The organism is Inquilinus sp. OTU3971, assembly GCF_038440215.1.
In genome coordinates this window covers 20,708-36,758 of sequence record NZ_JASATH010000036.1, presented here as the reverse complement: position 1 = coordinate 36,758, position 16,051 = coordinate 20,708, and the positions used below count along the sequence as shown (strand labels likewise).

The 16,051-nt window shown below is 69.0% G+C and carries 16 protein-coding genes; 7 read left to right on the top strand and 9 right to left on the bottom strand.

The genetic code is table 11. The features are described from left to right. The first annotated feature begins 8 nt into the window (after positions 1–8). On the top strand, positions 9–674 hold the full coding sequence (locus AAHM41_RS11880; RefSeq protein ID WP_342236748.1) for a DedA family protein: 666 nt from the start codon (positions 9–11) through the stop codon (positions 672–674). A 13-nt stretch (positions 675–687) separates the two neighbouring features. Continuing rightward, positions 688–951 carry a hypothetical protein gene (locus AAHM41_RS11875; RefSeq protein WP_342236747.1) on the top strand — a complete coding sequence of 88 codons (264 nt, stop codon included), beginning with the start codon at positions 688–690 and terminating at the stop codon, positions 949–951. A gap of 78 nt (positions 952–1,029) precedes the next feature. On the opposite strand, the gene AAHM41_RS11870 is transcribed toward AAHM41_RS11875, so the two are convergent. Further along, the gene (locus AAHM41_RS11870) at positions 1,030–1,425 is read right to left on the bottom strand and encodes a VOC family protein (RefSeq protein ID WP_342236746.1); all 396 of its coding nucleotides are present in this window, start codon (positions 1,423–1,425) and stop codon (positions 1,030–1,032) included. A gap of 133 nt (positions 1,426–1,558) precedes the next feature. On the opposite strand from AAHM41_RS11870, the gene AAHM41_RS11865 reads away from it, so the two are divergent. After that, positions 1,559–2,434, top strand: coding sequence for a sigma-70 family RNA polymerase sigma factor (locus AAHM41_RS11865; protein WP_342236745.1), 876 nt, complete (start codon positions 1,559–1,561; stop codon positions 2,432–2,434). Positions 2,435–2,624: 190 nt separating this feature from the next. Continuing rightward, entirely contained in the window at positions 2,625–2,843 is a 219-nt protein-coding gene (locus AAHM41_RS11860; RefSeq protein ID WP_342236744.1) for a hypothetical protein, read from the top strand. Between the two features lie 5 nt (positions 2,844–2,848). Here AAHM41_RS11860 and AAHM41_RS11855 read toward each other — a convergent pair whose 3' ends face one another. The 5 genes from AAHM41_RS11855 to miaA form a co-directional block, all read right to left on the bottom strand. Further along, positions 2,849–3,106 carry a hypothetical protein gene (locus AAHM41_RS11855; RefSeq protein WP_342236743.1) on the bottom strand — a complete coding sequence of 86 codons (258 nt, stop codon included), beginning with the start codon at positions 3,104–3,106 and terminating at the stop codon, positions 2,849–2,851. A gap of 118 nt (positions 3,107–3,224) precedes the next feature. Continuing rightward, entirely contained in the window at positions 3,225–4,244 is a 1,020-nt protein-coding gene (ilvC, locus tag AAHM41_RS11850) for a ketol-acid reductoisomerase (RefSeq protein WP_342236742.1), read from the bottom strand. Positions 4,245–4,333: 89 nt separating this feature from the next. After that, positions 4,334–4,858, bottom strand: coding sequence for an acetolactate synthase small subunit (gene ilvN, locus AAHM41_RS11845; RefSeq protein WP_342236741.1), 525 nt, complete (start codon positions 4,856–4,858; stop codon positions 4,334–4,336). A gap of 80 nt (positions 4,859–4,938) precedes the next feature. After that, a complete protein-coding gene (locus tag AAHM41_RS11840) occupies positions 4,939–6,711 on the bottom strand; it encodes an acetolactate synthase 3 large subunit (RefSeq protein WP_342236740.1) in 1,773 nt (590 codons plus the stop codon). Positions 6,712–6,802: 91 nt separating this feature from the next. Beyond that, the gene (gene miaA / locus AAHM41_RS11835; protein ID WP_342236739.1) at positions 6,803–7,777 is read right to left on the bottom strand and encodes a tRNA (adenosine(37)-N6)-dimethylallyltransferase MiaA; all 975 of its coding nucleotides are present in this window, start codon (positions 7,775–7,777) and stop codon (positions 6,803–6,805) included. A 124-nt stretch (positions 7,778–7,901) separates the two neighbouring features. Between miaA and AAHM41_RS11830 the strand changes: the two genes are divergently transcribed. From AAHM41_RS11830 to murJ, 3 genes are read left to right on the top strand one after another with little or no spacing between them, the layout of a single operon-like run. After that, positions 7,902–8,978 (top strand): zinc-binding metallopeptidase family protein, encoded by a 1,077-nt coding sequence (locus tag AAHM41_RS11830; protein ID WP_342236738.1) that lies wholly within the window; start codon positions 7,902–7,904, stop codon positions 8,976–8,978. Between the two features lie 58 nt (positions 8,979–9,036). After that, on the top strand, positions 9,037–9,936 hold the full coding sequence (gene serB / locus AAHM41_RS11825) for a phosphoserine phosphatase SerB (RefSeq protein ID WP_342236737.1): 900 nt from the start codon (positions 9,037–9,039) through the stop codon (positions 9,934–9,936). A 2-nt stretch (positions 9,937–9,938) separates the two neighbouring features. Further along, positions 9,939–11,474 carry a murein biosynthesis integral membrane protein MurJ gene (murJ, locus tag AAHM41_RS11820; protein WP_342236736.1) on the top strand — a complete coding sequence of 512 codons (1,536 nt, stop codon included), beginning with the start codon at positions 9,939–9,941 and terminating at the stop codon, positions 11,472–11,474. Positions 11,475–11,480: 6 nt separating this feature from the next. Here the strand turns inward: murJ and AAHM41_RS11815 are convergent, their stop codons facing one another. The 3 genes from AAHM41_RS11815 to AAHM41_RS11805 all read right to left on the bottom strand — a co-directional run bounded on the left by AAHM41_RS11815 (position 11,481) and on the right by AAHM41_RS11805 (position 16,003). Next, positions 11,481–12,605: an FAD-dependent oxidoreductase gene (locus AAHM41_RS11815; protein WP_342236735.1), complete on the bottom strand. Its 1,125-nt coding sequence runs from the start codon at positions 12,603–12,605 to the stop codon at positions 11,481–11,483. Between the two features lie 2 nt (positions 12,606–12,607). Next, positions 12,608–14,218, bottom strand: coding sequence for an ABC transporter substrate-binding protein (locus AAHM41_RS11810; RefSeq protein WP_342236734.1), 1,611 nt, complete (start codon positions 14,216–14,218; stop codon positions 12,608–12,610). A gap of 216 nt (positions 14,219–14,434) precedes the next feature. Beyond that, positions 14,435–16,003, bottom strand: a complete 1,569-nt coding sequence (locus AAHM41_RS11805) for a DegQ family serine endoprotease (protein WP_446719444.1) — start codon at positions 16,001–16,003, stop codon at positions 14,435–14,437. Positions 16,004–16,051 lie beyond the last annotated feature (48 nt).

Below are 16,051 nucleotides of genomic sequence, written 5' to 3'. Positions count from 1 at the left end.
GACGCATCGTGGAAAGCTTTGTCGCCCAGGTCACCCAGTTCATCGCCGACAACCAGGCCTGGGCGGGACCGATCCTGTTCCTGCTGGCCTTCGGCGAATCCATGGCCGTGGTCGGCCTGTTCGTCCCCTGCACCGCCCTGATGCTGGCGACCGGCGCCCTGGTCGGCGGCGGCCTGCTGCACCCCATGCCCGTGATCCTGTGGTCGATCGCCGGCGCGGTGCTGGGCGACGCGGTCTCCTACTGGCTGGGGCAGAAGCTGGGGCCGAACGCCCGCAATGTCTGGCCGTTCTCTCGCGACCGCGCGATGATCGCCCGCGGCCGGCTGTTCTTCCGCCGCTGGGGCACCGCCTCGATCTTCCTCGGCCGCTTCCTGGGGCCGCTGCGCGCCGTGGTGCCGCTGATCGCCGGGATCATGCGCATGCGCCATTCCCGCTTCCAGATCGCGAATGTGCTGTCCGCCATCGTCTGGGTTCCCGCCATGCTGGCGCCGGGCTGGCTGGTGGCCCAGGGCGTCGGCGAGTTGAGCGGCATCGGCGAGACCCAGTGGATCGTCATGACCGGCGGCCCGCTGCTGGCCGGCGCCCTGACCCTGGCGGCCTTCGCCAAGCTGGCCTCCCGCCGCACGGCTCCGGTCCGCACCCGGCGCCAGCGCGCGACCGGCGAGCAGGCCTGACGGGAGAGCCACCATGGGCCTGAGCGGTGTGAAGCTCCTGATCATCGGCGCGGTGGTCGCGCTCCTGTTCCTGCCGATGCTGCTGCGCCAGGCGCGGTCGATCCCGATGCTGCTGGAGCAGGCGCGCGCCGCCTTCTCCGGCGAGGAGTTGGAAACCCACCGTCCCCAGGCGGCGGAGCCGACTCGTGGGGCCCCGCGTCCTGCCAGCGTCGCCGAGCGGCTGGGCCGCGTCATCGGCCGGCTGCTGCAGCGCCTGGGCCTGTTTCGCGCCGGCTGACGCCTATAGCACGGAGTCGGCCGCCTGCAGCGCGACGGCACAGATCACCTTGCCGGTGCCGCGCCGTCTTGCGGCTCGCTATTTCCCCAGCCGTCGCGGGCTTCCCTGCTGCCGGAGGGCAATCCGATTGCCGTCAGGATCCAAGGCAGTCACGCGCACGCCCCAGGTATAGTCCTCGGGCTCCGGCTCGACGAACGAGATACCGCGTGCCTTGAGCTCCGCGAAGTCCTTCCGGAGATCGTCGGATTGAAGAAAGATCGTGCCCATCTTGTCCGTCTCCGACCCTGCGCGGCCTCCCGTACCGGGCCATAGCAGGACCGGCCATCCCTGACCTTTGTAGCTCATCAACAGAAATCGGCCCTCCGGCCCAGGGTTATCGGCCATCTTCTCGAAGCCGAAGTTATTGGTGTAGAAGTCGAGCGCCTTGTCCTGATCTGACACGAACAAGGTGGCGAACATGATTTTGCTGAACATCTTCGCTCCTCTCTGATCCGGTGCTGCCACCGGCTTTGAACGAGACGACGCCACCGCCGGAATCGAGCTTTGTCACATCCGCCAGGTTTCGTTCGTCATGCCCATGACGGAGCGCACGAAGGAAACGTGACCGATGGAACCGGGAAAAATCTCGCTGGAGCAATTCGAGGCCAACCGCGCCCACCTGCGCGCCGTGGCCTGCCGCATGCTCGGTTCGCTGACCGAGGCAGAGGACGCGGTGCAGGAAACCTGGCTGCGCCTTTCCCAGACGGAGGCGGAGGACATCACCAATCTGGGCGGCTGGTTAACCACCGCCATCGCCCGGATCTGTCTCGACATGCTGCGATCACGCAAGACGCGGCGTGAGGAACCGCTCGACAAAGTCGAATCCGGGCCTATCGTCACCCACGACGCGGGCAAAAGTCCGGAGGATCAAGTAGCCGCGGCGGATTCGGTTGGCCTGGCTCTGTTTGTGGTGCTCGAAAAACTTGCCCCCGCTGAACGGCTGGCGTTCGTGCTGCACGATGTGTTTGCCGTGCCGTACGGTGAGATCGCTCTCGTTGTCGGGCGTTCCGCGGAAGCAACACGCCAGCTCGCAAGCCGGGCCCGCCGCCGCGTGCAGGGTTCGCCCATGGCGGCTAACACCAGCCGCGCCCGACAGCGGAAGCTGGTCGAAGCCTTTCTCGCGGCCGCGCGAGCCGGTGACTTCGAGGCGCTTCTTTCAGTGTTGGACCCGGACGCCGTTTTCCGGGCTGACAACGAAGCAATGCGGCAGGGTTCAGTTCCTGAGATCCGCGGCGCAACGGCGGTGGCAGAGGCTTTCAAGGGTCGCGCGCTCGGCGCATTGCCGGCGCATGTGGATGGAGGCTTTGGTCTCGTCATAGCTCCTGACGAGCGCCGGCACATCGTGCTCCGTCTCTCGTTCAAGAACGAAAAAATCTCCGAGATTCGGGCGATTGCGGATCCGGAGAGTCTCGCACAGCTCGACATCTCACTGTTGCCGGATTGAACGCAGCCGCCAGCGTCCCGCCACACTCGTCCGGAGGAGAATGAAATCGCGCTTTCTCTGCCCTTTTAAATAGCGCTTCGTCGTCGCTCGTGGCCGGCGGAACCCCGGCAGCCCCGGACCTATTGCTTTAGGGTCGATCCGTCCGACACCGCTCGCCTCTCCGCCGGGCGGACCGCGATGGAGGTGTCGCATGCCGTCGACTGCACTCTTGCCCCTGATCGGCGCGCTCCTGGTCATCACCGGGCTGGTCTATTCGGCCTTCCAGGCCATCTGGATCGGCCGGTTCAACCGCGAGAAGCGGTCCTTCAGCCTGCGCGGCTTCGGGCTGAAGGCGAACTGGCCCGGGCTGGTGCTGATCGCTGTCGGCGCCATCCTGCTGCTGGCGCCGTCCGCCTTCGCTCCCGGCTGATCCGCCTACGCGTCCTGCGAGGCGTCGCTGCCGGCGCGGCGGTGGTAGAGGTCGAGCACCATGTCGCGGCCGGCCGGGCCCAGCAGCTCCAGCGCCGCGAGCGGATGGCGCTGCGGCTCCGGCAGCAGGTCGAGGCGGTTGAGCAGCAGCGCCACGGCACAGGCGTCGCGCGGCGACAGCAGGCGGATGTTGTCCGGGTCCGACGTCGCCAGCCCGACCAGCCGGGCGATATGGGCCAGTTCCTCGTCGGTGTAGCTCGGCATGGTCGTCTCCCCGGGAATGCGGGCGGAAATCCTACAGCCGGCGCCGCGCAGCAGCCAGCCGATCCCCCAACAAAAAAGGCCCCTCGCGGGGCCTTCTCCGTCTCGGACTGCGTCCGGATCAGTTCTTGGCCTTGTCGACCAGCTTGTTCTTGGCGATCCACGGCATCATCGCGCGCAGCTTTTCGCCGACCTTCTCGATGTCGTGCTCGGCCTGGCGGCGGCGGGTGGCCTTGAAGCTGGCCTGGCCGACCTTGTTCTCGAGCATCCAGTCGCGGGTGAAGCGGCCGGACTGGATGTCCTCCAGCACCCGCTTCATCTCCTTCTTGGTCTCGTCGGTGATGATCCGCGGGCCGGTGACGTAGTCGCCGTATTCCGCGGTATTGGAGATCGAGTAGCGCATGTTGGCGATGCCGCCCTCATACATCAGGTCGACGATCAGCTTGACCTCGTGCAGGCACTCGAAATAGGCCATCTCCGGCGCGTAGCCGGCCTCGACCAGGGTCTCGTAGCCGGCCATGATCAGCGCGGTCAGGCCGCCGCACAGCACCACCTGCTCGCCGAACAGGTCGGTCTCGCACTCTTCCTTGAAGGTGGTCTCGATGATGCCGGCGCGGCCGCCGCCGATCGCCGAGGCGTAGGACAGGCCGATGTCGAGCGCGGCGCCGGTCGCGTTCTGGTCGACCGCGATCAGGCACGGCACGCCGCCGCCCTTCTGGTACTCCGAGCGCACGGTGTGGCCCGGGCCCTTCGGCGCCACCATGAACACGTCCAGGTCCTTGCGCGGCACGATCAGGTTGAAGTGCACGTTCAGCCCGTGCGCGAAGGCGATGGCGGCGCCTTCCTTCATGTTCGGCGCCAGGTCGCGGGCGTAGATGTCGGCCTGCAGCTCGTCCGGCGTGCACATCATCAGCACGTCGCCCCAGGCGGCGGCCTCGGCCGGCGACATCACGGTGAAACCGGCGGCTTCGGCCTTCTTCACGGTCGGGCTCTCGGGGCGCAGCGCGATGCGCACATCCTTGACGCCGCTGTCGCGCAGATTGGCGGCATGGGCATGGCCCTGGCTGCCATAGCCGACGATCACCACCTTCTTCGACTTGATCAGGTTCACATCCGCGTCGCGGTCGTAATAAACGCGCATAGCTCTGTCCTCTCACACAGGGCCGGGCGGCCCGGCCTTTCTCTACGATGACGGGAACTGCCGGCTGCTGGCAACCGGCAGCAAGGGGTTCAGACGGCGGTCAGGAGCCCTTCGGGCCCCCGGGCGATGGCGACCACGCCGGTCCGGCTGACATCGACCAGCCCGAGCGGGATCATCAGCTGGATGAAGGCGTCGATCTTCTGGGACGAGCCGGTGACCTCGAAGACGAAGCTTTCGGTCGTCGAATCCACGGCGCGGGCGCGGAACACGTCGGCGATGCGCAGGCTCTCGATGCGCTTGTCGCCGGCGCCGCGGACCTTGACCAGGGCCAGCTCGCGCTCCACGGCCGGGCCGTCCAGCGTCAGGTCGTGCACGCTGTGCACCAGCACCAGCCGGTCCAGCTGGGCCTTGATCTGCTCGATGATCATCGGCGTGCCGGAGGTGACGACGGTGATGCGCGACAGGTCCCGCGCCGCGTCGACCTCGGCCACGGTCAGGCTCTCGATGTTGTAGCCGCGGCCGGAGAACAGGCCGATGACGCGGGCCAGCGCGCCGGGCTCGTTGTCCACCAGCACGGCGATGGTATGGGTTTCGATCTGGGTCTGCGGGGTCATGGGAGATCCGAAGAAGGTCACGAGACGAGAGTCGCGGCCACCCTGCCGGGGCGGCCGCGGCGAAGGGCGTCGTCCGCGCCTTATACGAGCACCATCCCCTCCTCCGAGGTCGGCTTGGCGGCCTGGTCGGACGGCCCCAGCAGGATCTCGTTGTGGGCGGCGCCGCCCGGGATCATCGGGAAGCAGTTCTCCAGCTTGGAGACCTGCATGTCGACGACCACCGGCCCCTTGATCCGCAGCATCTCGCGGATCACGTCGTCGGCCTCGCCCATGCAGGTGGCCCGCAGCCCGGTCAGGCCGAAGGCCTCGGCCAGCTTGACGAAGTCCGGCAGCGCCTCGGAGTAGCTCTCGGAGTAGCGCTCGCCGTGCAGCAGCTCCTGCCACTGCCGCACCATGCCCATCCAGAAGTTGTTGACGATGAAGATCTTCACCGGCAGCCGGTACTGGGCGATGGTCGACAGCTCCTGGATGTTCATCAGCGTCGAGGCCTCGCCGCCGACATCGATCACCAGCGCCTCGGGATGGGCGATCTGCACCCCGACCGCGGCCGGCAGGCCGTAGCCCATGGTGCCGAGGCCGCCCGAGGTCATCCAGCGGTTCGGCTTCTGGAACGGGATCAGCTGCGCCGCCCACATCTGGTGCTGGCCGACCTCGGTGGTGATGTAGACGTCGTCGCGGTCGGCGGTCAGCTCGGCCAGGCGCTTGATCGCGTATTGCGGCTTGATCACCGCGTCATGCGACCGGTCCTGGCTGAACTGCAGGCAGTTGCGGGCCTGCCACTGCCTGATCTGGCTCCACCAGCCGGCGATCGCCTTCTCGCGCGACTTGTAGCCGCGGCGCTTCCACACCTCGACCATCGCCCGGATCACCTTGCCGGCGTCGCCGACGATCGGCAGGTCGACATGGACGTTCTTGTTGATCGAGGACGGGTCGATGTCGACATGGATCTTGGTCGACCCCGGCGAGAAGGCGCTGATCTTGCCGGTCACCCGGTCGTCGAAGCGCGAGCCCAGCGCGACCATCAGGTCGGAGCCGTGCATCGCCAGATTGGCCTCGTAGGTGCCGTGCATGCCGACCATGCCCAGGAACCGTGGGTCCGAGGCCGGCAGGGCGCCGAGGCCGAGCAGGGTCGAGGTGCAGGGGAAGCCGGTCAGCTCGACCAGCTCGCGCAGCGCCGCCGACGCGTCGGGGCCGGCATTGATGATGCCGCCGCCGGTGTACAGGATCGGCCGCTCGGCCTTGGCCAGCAGGTCGACCGCCTGCTCGATCAGCGCCGGGTCGGGCTCGGTCCGCGGCCGGTAGGTGCGGTGCTCGACATGCTCGGGCGGGGTGTAGATGCCGTCGGCGAACTGCACGTCCTTCGGCAGGTCGACCACCACCGGGCCGGGCCGGCCGCTGCGGGCGACGTAGAACGCCTCATGCAGCGTGCGGGCCACGGAGTTGGCGTCCTTCACCAGGTAGTTGTGCTTGGTGCAGGGCCGGGTGATGCCGGTGGTGTCGGCTTCCTGGAACGCGTCGTTGCCGATCAGATGGGTCGGCACCTGCCCGGTCAGGCAGACGATGGGAATCGAATCCATCAGCGCGTCGGTCAGGCCGGTGACCGCGTTGGTCGCGCCCGGGCCGGAGGTTACGAGGACGACGCCGACCTTGCCGGTCGAGCGGGCGTAGCCTTCCGCTGCGTGCACCGCCGCCTGTTCGTGCCGGACCAGGATGTGGCGGATCGCGTTCTGCTTGAAGATCGCGTCGTAGATCGGAAGGACAGCCCCGCCCGGATACCCGAAGATAACCTCTACGCCCTGGTCCCGAAGGGCACGCAGGACGATTTCGGCTCCGGTCAGCGTTTCTGTCGACATCGTAACCTCTGAATGCGGCCCCCTCCGGGCCACGGCGTTCAACGTTGGGGATCAACGAGGGTCGGCAAGCTAGACGGCCGATTCCGGGAGGTCAACCGGAAATGCGAAGAAAGCGCAAAGTTTCAGCTGCAATTTTTTCCGAATATTGCGCAGCAGCGACATGGCTGCGTTGCACCCTTGCGTTTTCGGCCGGCAGTTGGTTCCGGAACCAGGTGGTCTGGCGCTTGGCCAGGTTGCGGGTCGCCTGCTGCGCCCGGGCGATCGCGGCTTCGAGGTCGATCTCGCCGCGCAGATGTGCCGCCAGCTCCGGCACCCCGACCGCCTTCATCGCCGGCAGCTCCGGATCGAGACCCAACGCCAGCAGCGCCCGTGCCTCGTCCAGCGCGCCGGCGGCGATCATCGCCCGGAACCGGCCGTCGCAGGCGGCGTAGAGGAGGTCGCGCGGCGGCGCCAGCACCACCCAGTCGAACACCATGCCGGGCGGCGGGCCGGAGCCGGCCTCCTGCTGCCAGTCGGCCAGCGAGCGGTTGGTCGCCACCATCACCTCCCAGGCCCGGATCAGCCGCTGGCTGTCGCCGGGGGCGAGGCGGCTGGCCATCTTCGGGTCCCAGCGCATCAGCTCGGCATGGAAGGCCTCGCCGCCCAGGGTCTCGTGCAACTCGACCGTGGCGCGGCGGATCTCTTCCGGCACCGGCGGCACCGGGCTCAGCCCCTCGGTCAGGGCACGCAGATAGAGGCCGGTGCCGCCGACCACGATCGGCCGCCTGCCGGCCTTCTGCGCCAGCCCGATCTCGGCCAGCGCCATGTCGCACCAGGCGGCGGCGGAGCAGCGGGTGGACGCCGGCAGCTCGCCATACAGCCGATGCGGCGCCCGCGCTCGGTCGGCTGGCCCGGGCCGGGCGGTGAGGATCGCCAGCTCGGCATAGACCTGCATGCTGTCGGCGTTGATCACCACGCCGTCCAGCGCCTCGGCCAGGTCCAGCGCCAGCGCCGATTTGCCGCTGGCGGTCGGCCCGCCGATGATGATGACGGCGGGGATTCCGGACGTATGAGAAGCGATCGTCATCATTCACCTCGACCCGGCGCCCCGCCGGCCGCCGAGGCCACTTGGCGCAACGCGCGGGACAATATCGACCGCGATCCTATATGTCTCGCACGGCGACGGGCCGGGAGCCTCCACAGGAGACGCGATGCGACTGTTCAAATGCCAGCATTGCCATCAGGTCCTGTACTTCGAGAACGGCGCCTGCGAGCGCTGCGGCCGGACGCTCGGCTATCTGCCGGATCTCGGGACGCTGAGCGCGGTGGTACCGGATGGGCAAGCCTGGGTCGCCCTGGCCGATCCGCGGTCGCGCTACCGCTTCTGCGCCAATTGGGAACAGCACGCCTGCAACTGGATGGTGCCCGCGGACGGCGACGACGCACTCTGCGTCGCCTGCCGGCACAACCGGACCATCCCCGACCTTTCGGACCCGGACAATCATCGTCGCTGGCAGAAGATCGAGCAGGCCAAGCGGCGGCTGTTCTATTCCCTGATCAAGCTGTCCCTACCGATCCCCACGGCGGCCAGCGGCGACCCCGAGCCGCTGATGTTCGACTTCCTGTCCGATCCCGTTGCCGGCGGACCGAAGGTGATGACCGGCCACGACAACGGCCTGATCACCCTGTCGCTGAAGGAGGCGGACGATGCCGCGCGCGAAGCCGCGCGCGACGTGATGGGAGAGCCCTACCGCACGCTGCTCGGCCATTTCCGCCACGAGGTCGGCCATTACTACTGGGACCGGCTGGTCCGCGACGGCGGCGAGCTGGACAGCTTCCGCGCCCTGTTCGGCGACGAGTGGGCGGATTACGGCGCCGCGCTTCAGACCTATTACGACCAGGGCGCCCCGGCCGGCTGGCAGCAGGGCTTCGTCAGCGCCTATGCCACGGCGCATCCCTGGGAGGACTGGGCCGAGACCTGGGCGCACTATCTCCACATCGTCGACACGCTGGAGATCGCCGGCGCCTTCGGCATCGAAATCAGCCCCGGCATCACCGACGACCCGGCGCTCGAGACCGACATCCGGTTCGACCCGCATCGCGTCCGCGACGTCCAGACGCTGATCGACGCCTGGCTGCCGCTGACCTATGCGGTCAACTGCTTGAATCGCTCGATGGGCCAGCCGGATCTCTACCCCTTCGTCATCGCCCCCCGCGTGGTCGAGAAGATGGGATACATCCATGGGCTGATCCATCGGTCCGGCCAGGGCCTGTCAAAGCGCGCATAGACAGGGACGGCGGCGCTGCGGCATAGACGGTCGCCTGCCCTGGGAGATGCGCCGCGCCATGGATCTCGTCCTCACCCTGACCACCGCCCCGGACCAGCCGGCCCTCGACGATGCCCTGACCCGCCATGTGCGCAACGCGCTGGCGATCGCCGGCGGGACGCCAGGGTCGGTCGATTGGCTGGCCCCCGGCATCGCCTGCGACATCGCCTTCGCCGCGGCCGACGCCAAGGCGGCCCAGGCGGCGGCGCGGCTGTCGCTGGCCGGGCAGCCGGTCGACGCCAACGTCGTGCCGGCCCGGGGACGCCGCAAGCGCCTGCTGGTCGCCGACATGGACGCCACCATCGTCGAGGCCGAGACGCTGGACGAGCTGGCCGCCCTGGCCGGCGTGGCCGAGCGGGTGGTGCCGATCACCGAGCGGGCGATGCGCGGCGAGATCGCCTTCCGCGAGGCGGTGGTCGAGCGCGTGGCCTTGCTGGAAGGCCAGCCCCGGTCGATCATCGACCGCGCTTTGGCCGATCTGCGCTACACCCCCGGCGGCCGCACACTGGTGGCGACGATGCGGGCGAACGGCGCCTATTGCGCCCTGGTCTCCGGCGGCTTCGACGCCTTCACCCGTCCGGTGGCCGCAGCGGTCGGCTTCGACCGGTCGGAGGGCAACCACCTGATCGAGGCCGATGGCCGCCTGACCGGCCGGGTGCGCGAGCCGATCCTGGGCAAGGACGCCAAGCGCGTCTTCCTGGAGGAGATGGCGGCGGAGCGCGGCCTGGACCTCGCCGACACCCTCACCGTCGGCGACGGCGCCAACGACATCCCGATGCTGCAGGCCGCCGGTCTCGGCGTCGGCTTCCGGGCCAAGCCGCTGGTGCGGGAGTCGGTGCCGGTGTCGATCGCGCATGGCGACCTGACCGCCCTCTTGTACCTGCAGGGCTATCGCGCGGCGGAGTTCGTGGCGGCCTAGGCGTGTACCGCAAGATCGCCTCCGTCGGCGGGCTGACGCTCGCCAGCCGCGTTCTCGGCCTGGTCCGCGACCAGATCATCGCCGCGGTGCTGGGGGCCGGGCCGGTGGCCGACGCCTTCTTCCTGGCCAACCGGCTGCCGAACCATTTCCGGTCGCTGTTCGCCGAGGGCGCCTTCAACATCGCCTTCCTGCCGGCCTTCACCACCACGCTGCAGCGCGACGGCAGGGCCAAGGCGCTGGCGCTGGCCGAGCAGGTGCAGGCGATCCTGCTGGCCGTACTGCTGGTCGTGCTGGTCGCGGCCCTGGCCGCGATGCCCTGGCTGATCTCGCTGATGGAACCGGGCGGCACCGCGGCGGCGCAGACCGAGCTGAAGGTCGAGCTGACCCGGATCACCTTCCCCTATCTGCTGTTCATGTCGCTGGTGTCGCTGCAGGGCGGCGTGCTGAACGGGCTCGGGCGGTTCGGGGCCGCGGCGGCCGCGCCGATCCTCCTGAACCTGTTCATGATCGGCGCGGTGCTGGGGCTGACGCCGTTCCTGCCGACCGCCGGCCATGCCCTGGCCTGGGGCGTGCTCCTGTCCGGCATCGCCCAGTTCCTGTACCTGGAATGGGACATGCGGCGGGCCGGCGTGTCGCTGCGCCTGGTCCGGCCGCGGCTGTCGCCCGGGGTGCGCCGCTTCTTCCGGGCGCTGGGGCCGGCGACGCTGGGCGCCGGCATGGCCCAGATCAGCGTCTTCGCCGACACCATCATCGCGCAGGCGCTGCCGACCGGCGCCCAATCCTACCTGAACTATGCCGACCGGCTGAACCAGCTGCCGCTCGGCGTCATCGGCATCGCCGTCGGCACCGTACTGCTGCCCGAGGTGACGCGCCGCCTGGCCGCCGACGACCATGAGGGCGCGCTGACCAGCCAGAACCGCGCGATCGAGCTGACCCTCGCCCTCACCCTGCCCTTCGCCATCGCCTTTCTGGTGGCGGCGGAGCCGATCCTGGCGGCGATGTTCGAGCGCGGGCGGTTCACCGCCATCGACAGCCATCAATCGGCCCTGACCCTGACCGCCTACGCTTTCGGCCTGCCGGCGGTGGTGCTGGTGCGCTGCCTGCTGCCCGGCTTCTACGCCCGCGGCGACACGGCGACGCCGGTCAAGATCGCGGTCGCCACGGTGGCGCTGAATGTCGGGTTGAAGATCGCGCTGATGGACTCGCTGTCCCAGGTCGGCCTCGCCGTCGGCACCTCGGCCGGGGTGTGGCTGAACATCGTGCTGCTGGCCTGGGTGCTGCACCGGCGCGGCCATTTCCGCCTCGACGCCGCGGCCTGGCGGCGGCTGCCGCGCATGGTGCTGGCCGGGGCGGTGATGGCGGCGGTGCTGTGGGGCCTGCTGGTCGTAGCCGCGCCGGCCCTGGCCGGACGGTCGGACCTGCTGGCGATCGCCACTGTGCTCGGCGTGCTGGCGGCGGCCGGTCTCGTTTACCTCGCCGCCCTGTTCGGCCTCGGCGCCCTCCGGCGCGAGGACCTGCGGCGGCTGCGCCGGCGCTGATCGCCGCTACGCCCGCTGCAGCAGCCCGGCGTCGTAGGCGCGATCGTCGCCCGTCATCCACTCCAGCGCGGTCTCGCCGCGATCGAGTGCGTCGGCGAGACCGAAGCCGAGCAGCGCGGCGAATTTGAAGGCATGCCCGCTGCACCCAGTGAAGGCGAGCGCCCGCCCCGACCGTTCGGCGATGAAGCGCTGGTCGCCGGTGTTCGCGTAGTAGCAGCACCCGCCCTGCAGCAGCGTGAACTCCTCGAACCGCGCGAGGCGCCGTTCATACATCGACATCACGCGCAGCCCTTCCCCGTCCCGGGCCGGGACGAACGGCACGGGGTCGGACGGGTGGTTGAGGGCACCGCAGCCCAGCTTCATGCTGCGCCCGGCCACGGGGGGCGCCAGGAACATGCCGCGCGGCCCGCCCAGATCCATCATGATCGGCGCCGTCGCCCAGGCCTCGGCCAGGGTGGGCGGCGGTGCGACATAGGCCACGATCTGGCGCAGCGGGACCGGCTTGCGCGACAGCCACGGGGCGAGCGCGCCGGTGTGGACGCCGCCGGCGATGACGACGGCATCGGCGCCGACGGATCGTCCGCCGGCCAGCGTCACCGTTGCGGACGACGCGTCGACGGCGGCCACCCGGGCGTTGTCATGCAGGCGGACGCCGCTGTCGCGCAGCAGCGTCAGGAACCCGTCCACGATCCTGTCGGCGAACAGGACCCCGGCCTGCCGCGCGTACAGGCCGTAGCGCGCGTCGTCGACCCGGAGCATCGGGAAGCGTTCGGCGAGGCCGTCGCGGGCGACGATCTCATGCGGCAGCGCCAGGGCCGCGAGCGTCGCGCGCGACCTGTCGGTCCAGTCGTTCTCTTCCGTCGACAGGCTCAGAAATCCGGTCTCGGCATAGTGGCTCTCGCCGAGCGCGGACCAGACGACGTCCCACGCCCGGAACGCGGCCGCCATCAGCCGGGTATAGCCGCGTTGGTCGCCATAGGGGATGCGGGTCAGGCGGTGCTGGTCGACCGATGCCGACAGCGGATTGGGCAGCGGCCCCTGCTCGAACAACTCGACGCCGTGGCCGCGCCTGGCGGCCGCCCAGGCGGTCGCCAGTCCGATCACGCCGCCGCCGACGATGACGACGCGCATCTTCAGTCGACACTGACATAGCGCAGGTCGAGGACCCCGTCGGGGCGCTGGCTGACCGTGACGTTGCTGCGCACCCCCCAGGCCAGCGTCTGGGCATGGATCGGGATGTAGGTCTTCTCGGCCTTCAGGATCTTCCAGATTTCGTCGAAGCCCTGCTGGCGCTTGATCGGATCGAGCTCGGACTTCACCTGCCGCGCCGTGGCGTCGAGCGCCTCGCTGCAGAACCCGCCATGATTGAAGGCCCCCTGCCCCTTGATCGTCGGCCAGCGACCGGCGACGATCTCCTCCGGGCACATCAGCTGCGAGAAGATGGCGCTGAAGCTGTCATAGGCCGGCGGCGTGTTGCCGAGGAGGTAGAAGCTGACCTCGTGCCGGTTGGCCTTCGGGAAGTAGGTCCGCGACGGCTCCGCCTCGAGGTCGACCTTGATGCCGATCTTCGCCAGCATGCCGACCACGGCGATGCAGATCTGTTCGTCGTTGACGTAGCGGTCGTTGGGGCAGTTCATACGGACCTTGAAGCCGTTCTCGTAGCCGGCCTCCTTCATCAGCACCCGCGCGCCGTCCGGATCCGCCGGGGGCCGGTCGTTCAGCTCCGCGTTGAAGCCGTTGACGCCCGGCGCGTTGAGCAGCGCCAGCGGCGTCGAGCGCCCCCGCATCACCCGGTCCCGGATCAGGTCGACGTCGATCGCCTTGTACATGGCGGTGCGCACCCGGATGTCCTTGAACGGGTTGACGCCCTGGAGATCGGAGCCGAGCAGCTCCGGCCGGCGGACATCGAGGCCGAGAAAGATGCTGCGCAGCTCGGGGCCGGCCAGAACCTTGACGTCCGGGGCCGTCTCCACTCGCGGGATGTCCTGGATCGGGATGGGATCGGCGAGGTCGATCTGGCCCGAGAGCAGGGCGGCGATCCGTGTCGGGCTGGTGACGATGGGCGTGAACACCACCTCGTCGACATTCGATTGCCGCTGGCCCCACCAGCCGGGGTTCGCCTTGAGGACCGTCTTCAGCCCGGCCTCGCGGGTCTCCAGCCGGTAGGGCCCGGTTCCGTCGGCGCTGTAGGCCGCGGCGTTGTCCTTGCCGGATTTCAGGTCGACCGGGTTCGTCGCGCCGTTCTTCTCGGCCCACTCACGGCTCATGATGAGCACATTGGTCAGATTGGCGAGAAGCGTCGGATCGGGACCGTCGGTCTCGATATCGACCGTGTGGTCGTCGACCTTGGTCACCGACTTGATGGAGGCCACCCGGCCGAGCAGGTCGGATCCGGGCTTGCGGATGCGCTCGAAGGAGAACACCACGTCGTCGGCGGTGAAGCTCTCGCCGCCGTGGAAGGTCACGCCCTGCCGCAGCGTGAACCGCCAGGTGTTGCCGCCGGTGTTCTCCCAGGACGTCGCCAGCGCCGGCTCGATCTTCAGGTCCGGCGTCCGATGGACCAGACCTTCGAAGATGTTCTGCAGGAAGCCGGTCGTCGACGTGACGTCGATGGAATAGGGATCCATCGTCTGGGCATCGGCCTGCGTCGCATAGCGGAAGGTCTTCGCCAGTCCCGGCGTGGTCCCCAGCATGACGGCCGATGCCAGGACGAGCGCGACGGCCGTCACTCGATGAACGGTCATGAATCCCCGCTGAGCTTTGATTTGCTTGTCACCGCTCCGGGAACGGAAGCGCCGACCCGGGCAAGCGTTCAGAGGAGTCCATTAAACCGTTTATGTCGTACATAGAGTCAACAGCCATCTTCCGGGTGGTGAAATCCGGATATCTCCCCTCCACCAGGCATAGAGAAAAGGCGCCACCCGGAGGCGGCGCCTGTTCCGTCAGGAAGCCGCGAAGCCTCAGCCCGGCCCGACCGGCAGGGCGACGAAGCGCAGGTCGCCGCCGCTCTCGACCAGCAGCAGCACCGATTTGCGGCCGCCGTCGCGGGCCTCGGTGACCTTCTTGGCGACATCGGCCGGGGCCGCCACCTCGGTCTGGCCGACCTCGACGATCACGTCGCCGGGCTTCAGCCCCTTCTCCGCCGCCGGCGACCCGCCGGTGACGGCCGTGACCACCACGCCCTTCTGGTCGTCGGCCAGGGAGTACTGCTTCTTCAGCGCGTCGGTTAGCGCCGACAGCGTCACCCCGAGCGCGTCGAGCTCCTGCGGCTTGCTGCTGTCGGACTGGCTGTCCGTGGTCGAGGCCAGGAGGCCGGATTCCTCGGCCGCCTCGAGCTCGCCCAGCGTCACCGGCAGGTCCTTGCGGGCGCCCTTGCGCCAAACCGTGATCGAGGTCTGCTTGTCGACCGGCGTGTCGGCGACCACGCGCGGCAGTCGCCGGCTCTCGCTGATCGGCTTGCCGTCGAACTGCAGGATGACGTCGCCGGTCTCGACGCCGGCCTTGGCCGCCGGCCCGCCTTCGGTGACCCCGGCCACCAGCGCGCCTTCCGGCTTCTGCAGGCCCAGGCTCTCGGCGATCTCCGGCGTCACCGACTGGATCCGGACGCCGAGCCAGCCGCGCTTGGTGCGGCCGAACTCGATGATCTGGTCGATCACGCCGCGGGCCAGCGCCGACGGGATGGCGAAGCCGATGCCGACCGACCCGCCCGAGGGCGAGTAGATCGCGGTGTTGATGCCGATCACCTTCCCGTCCATGTTGAACATCGGACCGCCGGAATTGCCGCGGTTGATGGCGGCGTCGGTCTGCAGGAAATCGTCATAGGGGCCGGCGTTGATCTCGCGCGACCGGGCCGAGATGATGCCGGCGGTGACGGTGCCGCCGAGGCCGAAGGGGTTGCCGATCGCCAGCACCCAGTCGCCGACCCGCATGACGTCGCTATCGCCGAAATCGACGAAGGGCAGCGGCTTGTCGGTCTCGACCTTCAGCACCGCCAGGTCGGTCTTGTCGTCGCGGCCGATCAGCTTGGCTTCGAGGCTGGTGTTGTCGTGCAGGACGACGGTGATCTCCTCGGCGCCCTCGATCACATGGTAGTTGGTGACGATGAAGCCGTTGGCCCGGACGATGAAGCCGGAGCCCAGCGCCGTGGCGTTGCGCGGCCGCTGCGGGCGCTCGCCGCCCTGGCCGCGACGGTTGAAGAAGTCGCGGAAGAACTCGTCGAACGGCGATCCCGGCGGGAATTGCGGCATCTCCGGCAGGTCCTGGCCGTCCTGGACCTTCTGGGTGGTCGAGATGTTGACCACCGCCGGCACCAGCTTCTCGGCCAGGTCGGCGAAGCTGTCGGGCGCCGGCGCGGCACGGGCCGCGGCTGCAGCCATCAGCATGGCCGCCACAACCAGCACCGTCGCGGCCCAGCGCAGCAGGGCAGTCTCTCCCACGGCGCGGGCGACGGCGACGGGGCCGGTCGGGCGGCGGGCAATCGGTCTGGTCACGAACGCTCTCCCTCGCTCAAAGCACGACGCCGGCCCCATTCGGGAGGCCGGCGTCCATCATCATACACCCGATCGTGGCGAGATCCG

Coding starts and splice junctions, on each gene's coding strand:
- AAHM41_RS11875 (WP_342236747.1), top strand. CDS start 688: ATGGGCCTGAGCGGTGTGAAGCTCCTGATCATCGGCGCGGTGGTCGCG.
- AAHM41_RS11870 (WP_342236746.1), bottom strand. CDS start 1,425: ATGTTCAGCAAAATCATGTTCGCCACCTTGTTCGTGTCAGATCAGGAC.
- AAHM41_RS11865 (WP_342236745.1), top strand. CDS start 1,559: ATGGAACCGGGAAAAATCTCGCTGGAGCAATTCGAGGCCAACCGCGCC.
- AAHM41_RS11860 (WP_342236744.1), top strand. CDS start 2,625: ATGCCGTCGACTGCACTCTTGCCCCTGATCGGCGCGCTCCTGGTCATC.
- AAHM41_RS11855 (WP_342236743.1), bottom strand. CDS start 3,106: ATGCCGAGCTACACCGACGAGGAACTGGCCCATATCGCCCGGCTGGTC.
- ilvC (WP_342236742.1), bottom strand. CDS start 4,244: ATGCGCGTTTATTACGACCGCGACGCGGATGTGAACCTGATCAAGTCG.
- ilvN (WP_342236741.1), bottom strand. CDS start 4,858: ATGACCCCGCAGACCCAGATCGAAACCCATACCATCGCCGTGCTGGTG.
- AAHM41_RS11840 (WP_342236740.1), bottom strand. CDS start 6,711: ATGTCGACAGAAACGCTGACCGGAGCCGAAATCGTCCTGCGTGCCCTT.
- miaA (WP_342236739.1), bottom strand. CDS start 7,777: ATGACGATCGCTTCTCATACGTCCGGAATCCCCGCCGTCATCATCATC.
- AAHM41_RS11830 (WP_342236738.1), top strand. CDS start 7,902: ATGCGACTGTTCAAATGCCAGCATTGCCATCAGGTCCTGTACTTCGAG.
- serB (WP_342236737.1), top strand. CDS start 9,037: ATGGATCTCGTCCTCACCCTGACCACCGCCCCGGACCAGCCGGCCCTC.
- AAHM41_RS11815 (WP_342236735.1), bottom strand. CDS start 12,605: ATGCGCGTCGTCATCGTCGGCGGCGGCGTGATCGGACTGGCGACCGCC.
- AAHM41_RS11810 (WP_342236734.1), bottom strand. CDS start 14,218: ATGACCGTTCATCGAGTGACGGCCGTCGCGCTCGTCCTGGCATCGGCC.
- AAHM41_RS11805 (WP_446719444.1), bottom strand. CDS start 16,003: ATGGGGCCGGCGTCGTGCTTTGAGCGAGGGAGAGCGTTCGTGACCAGA.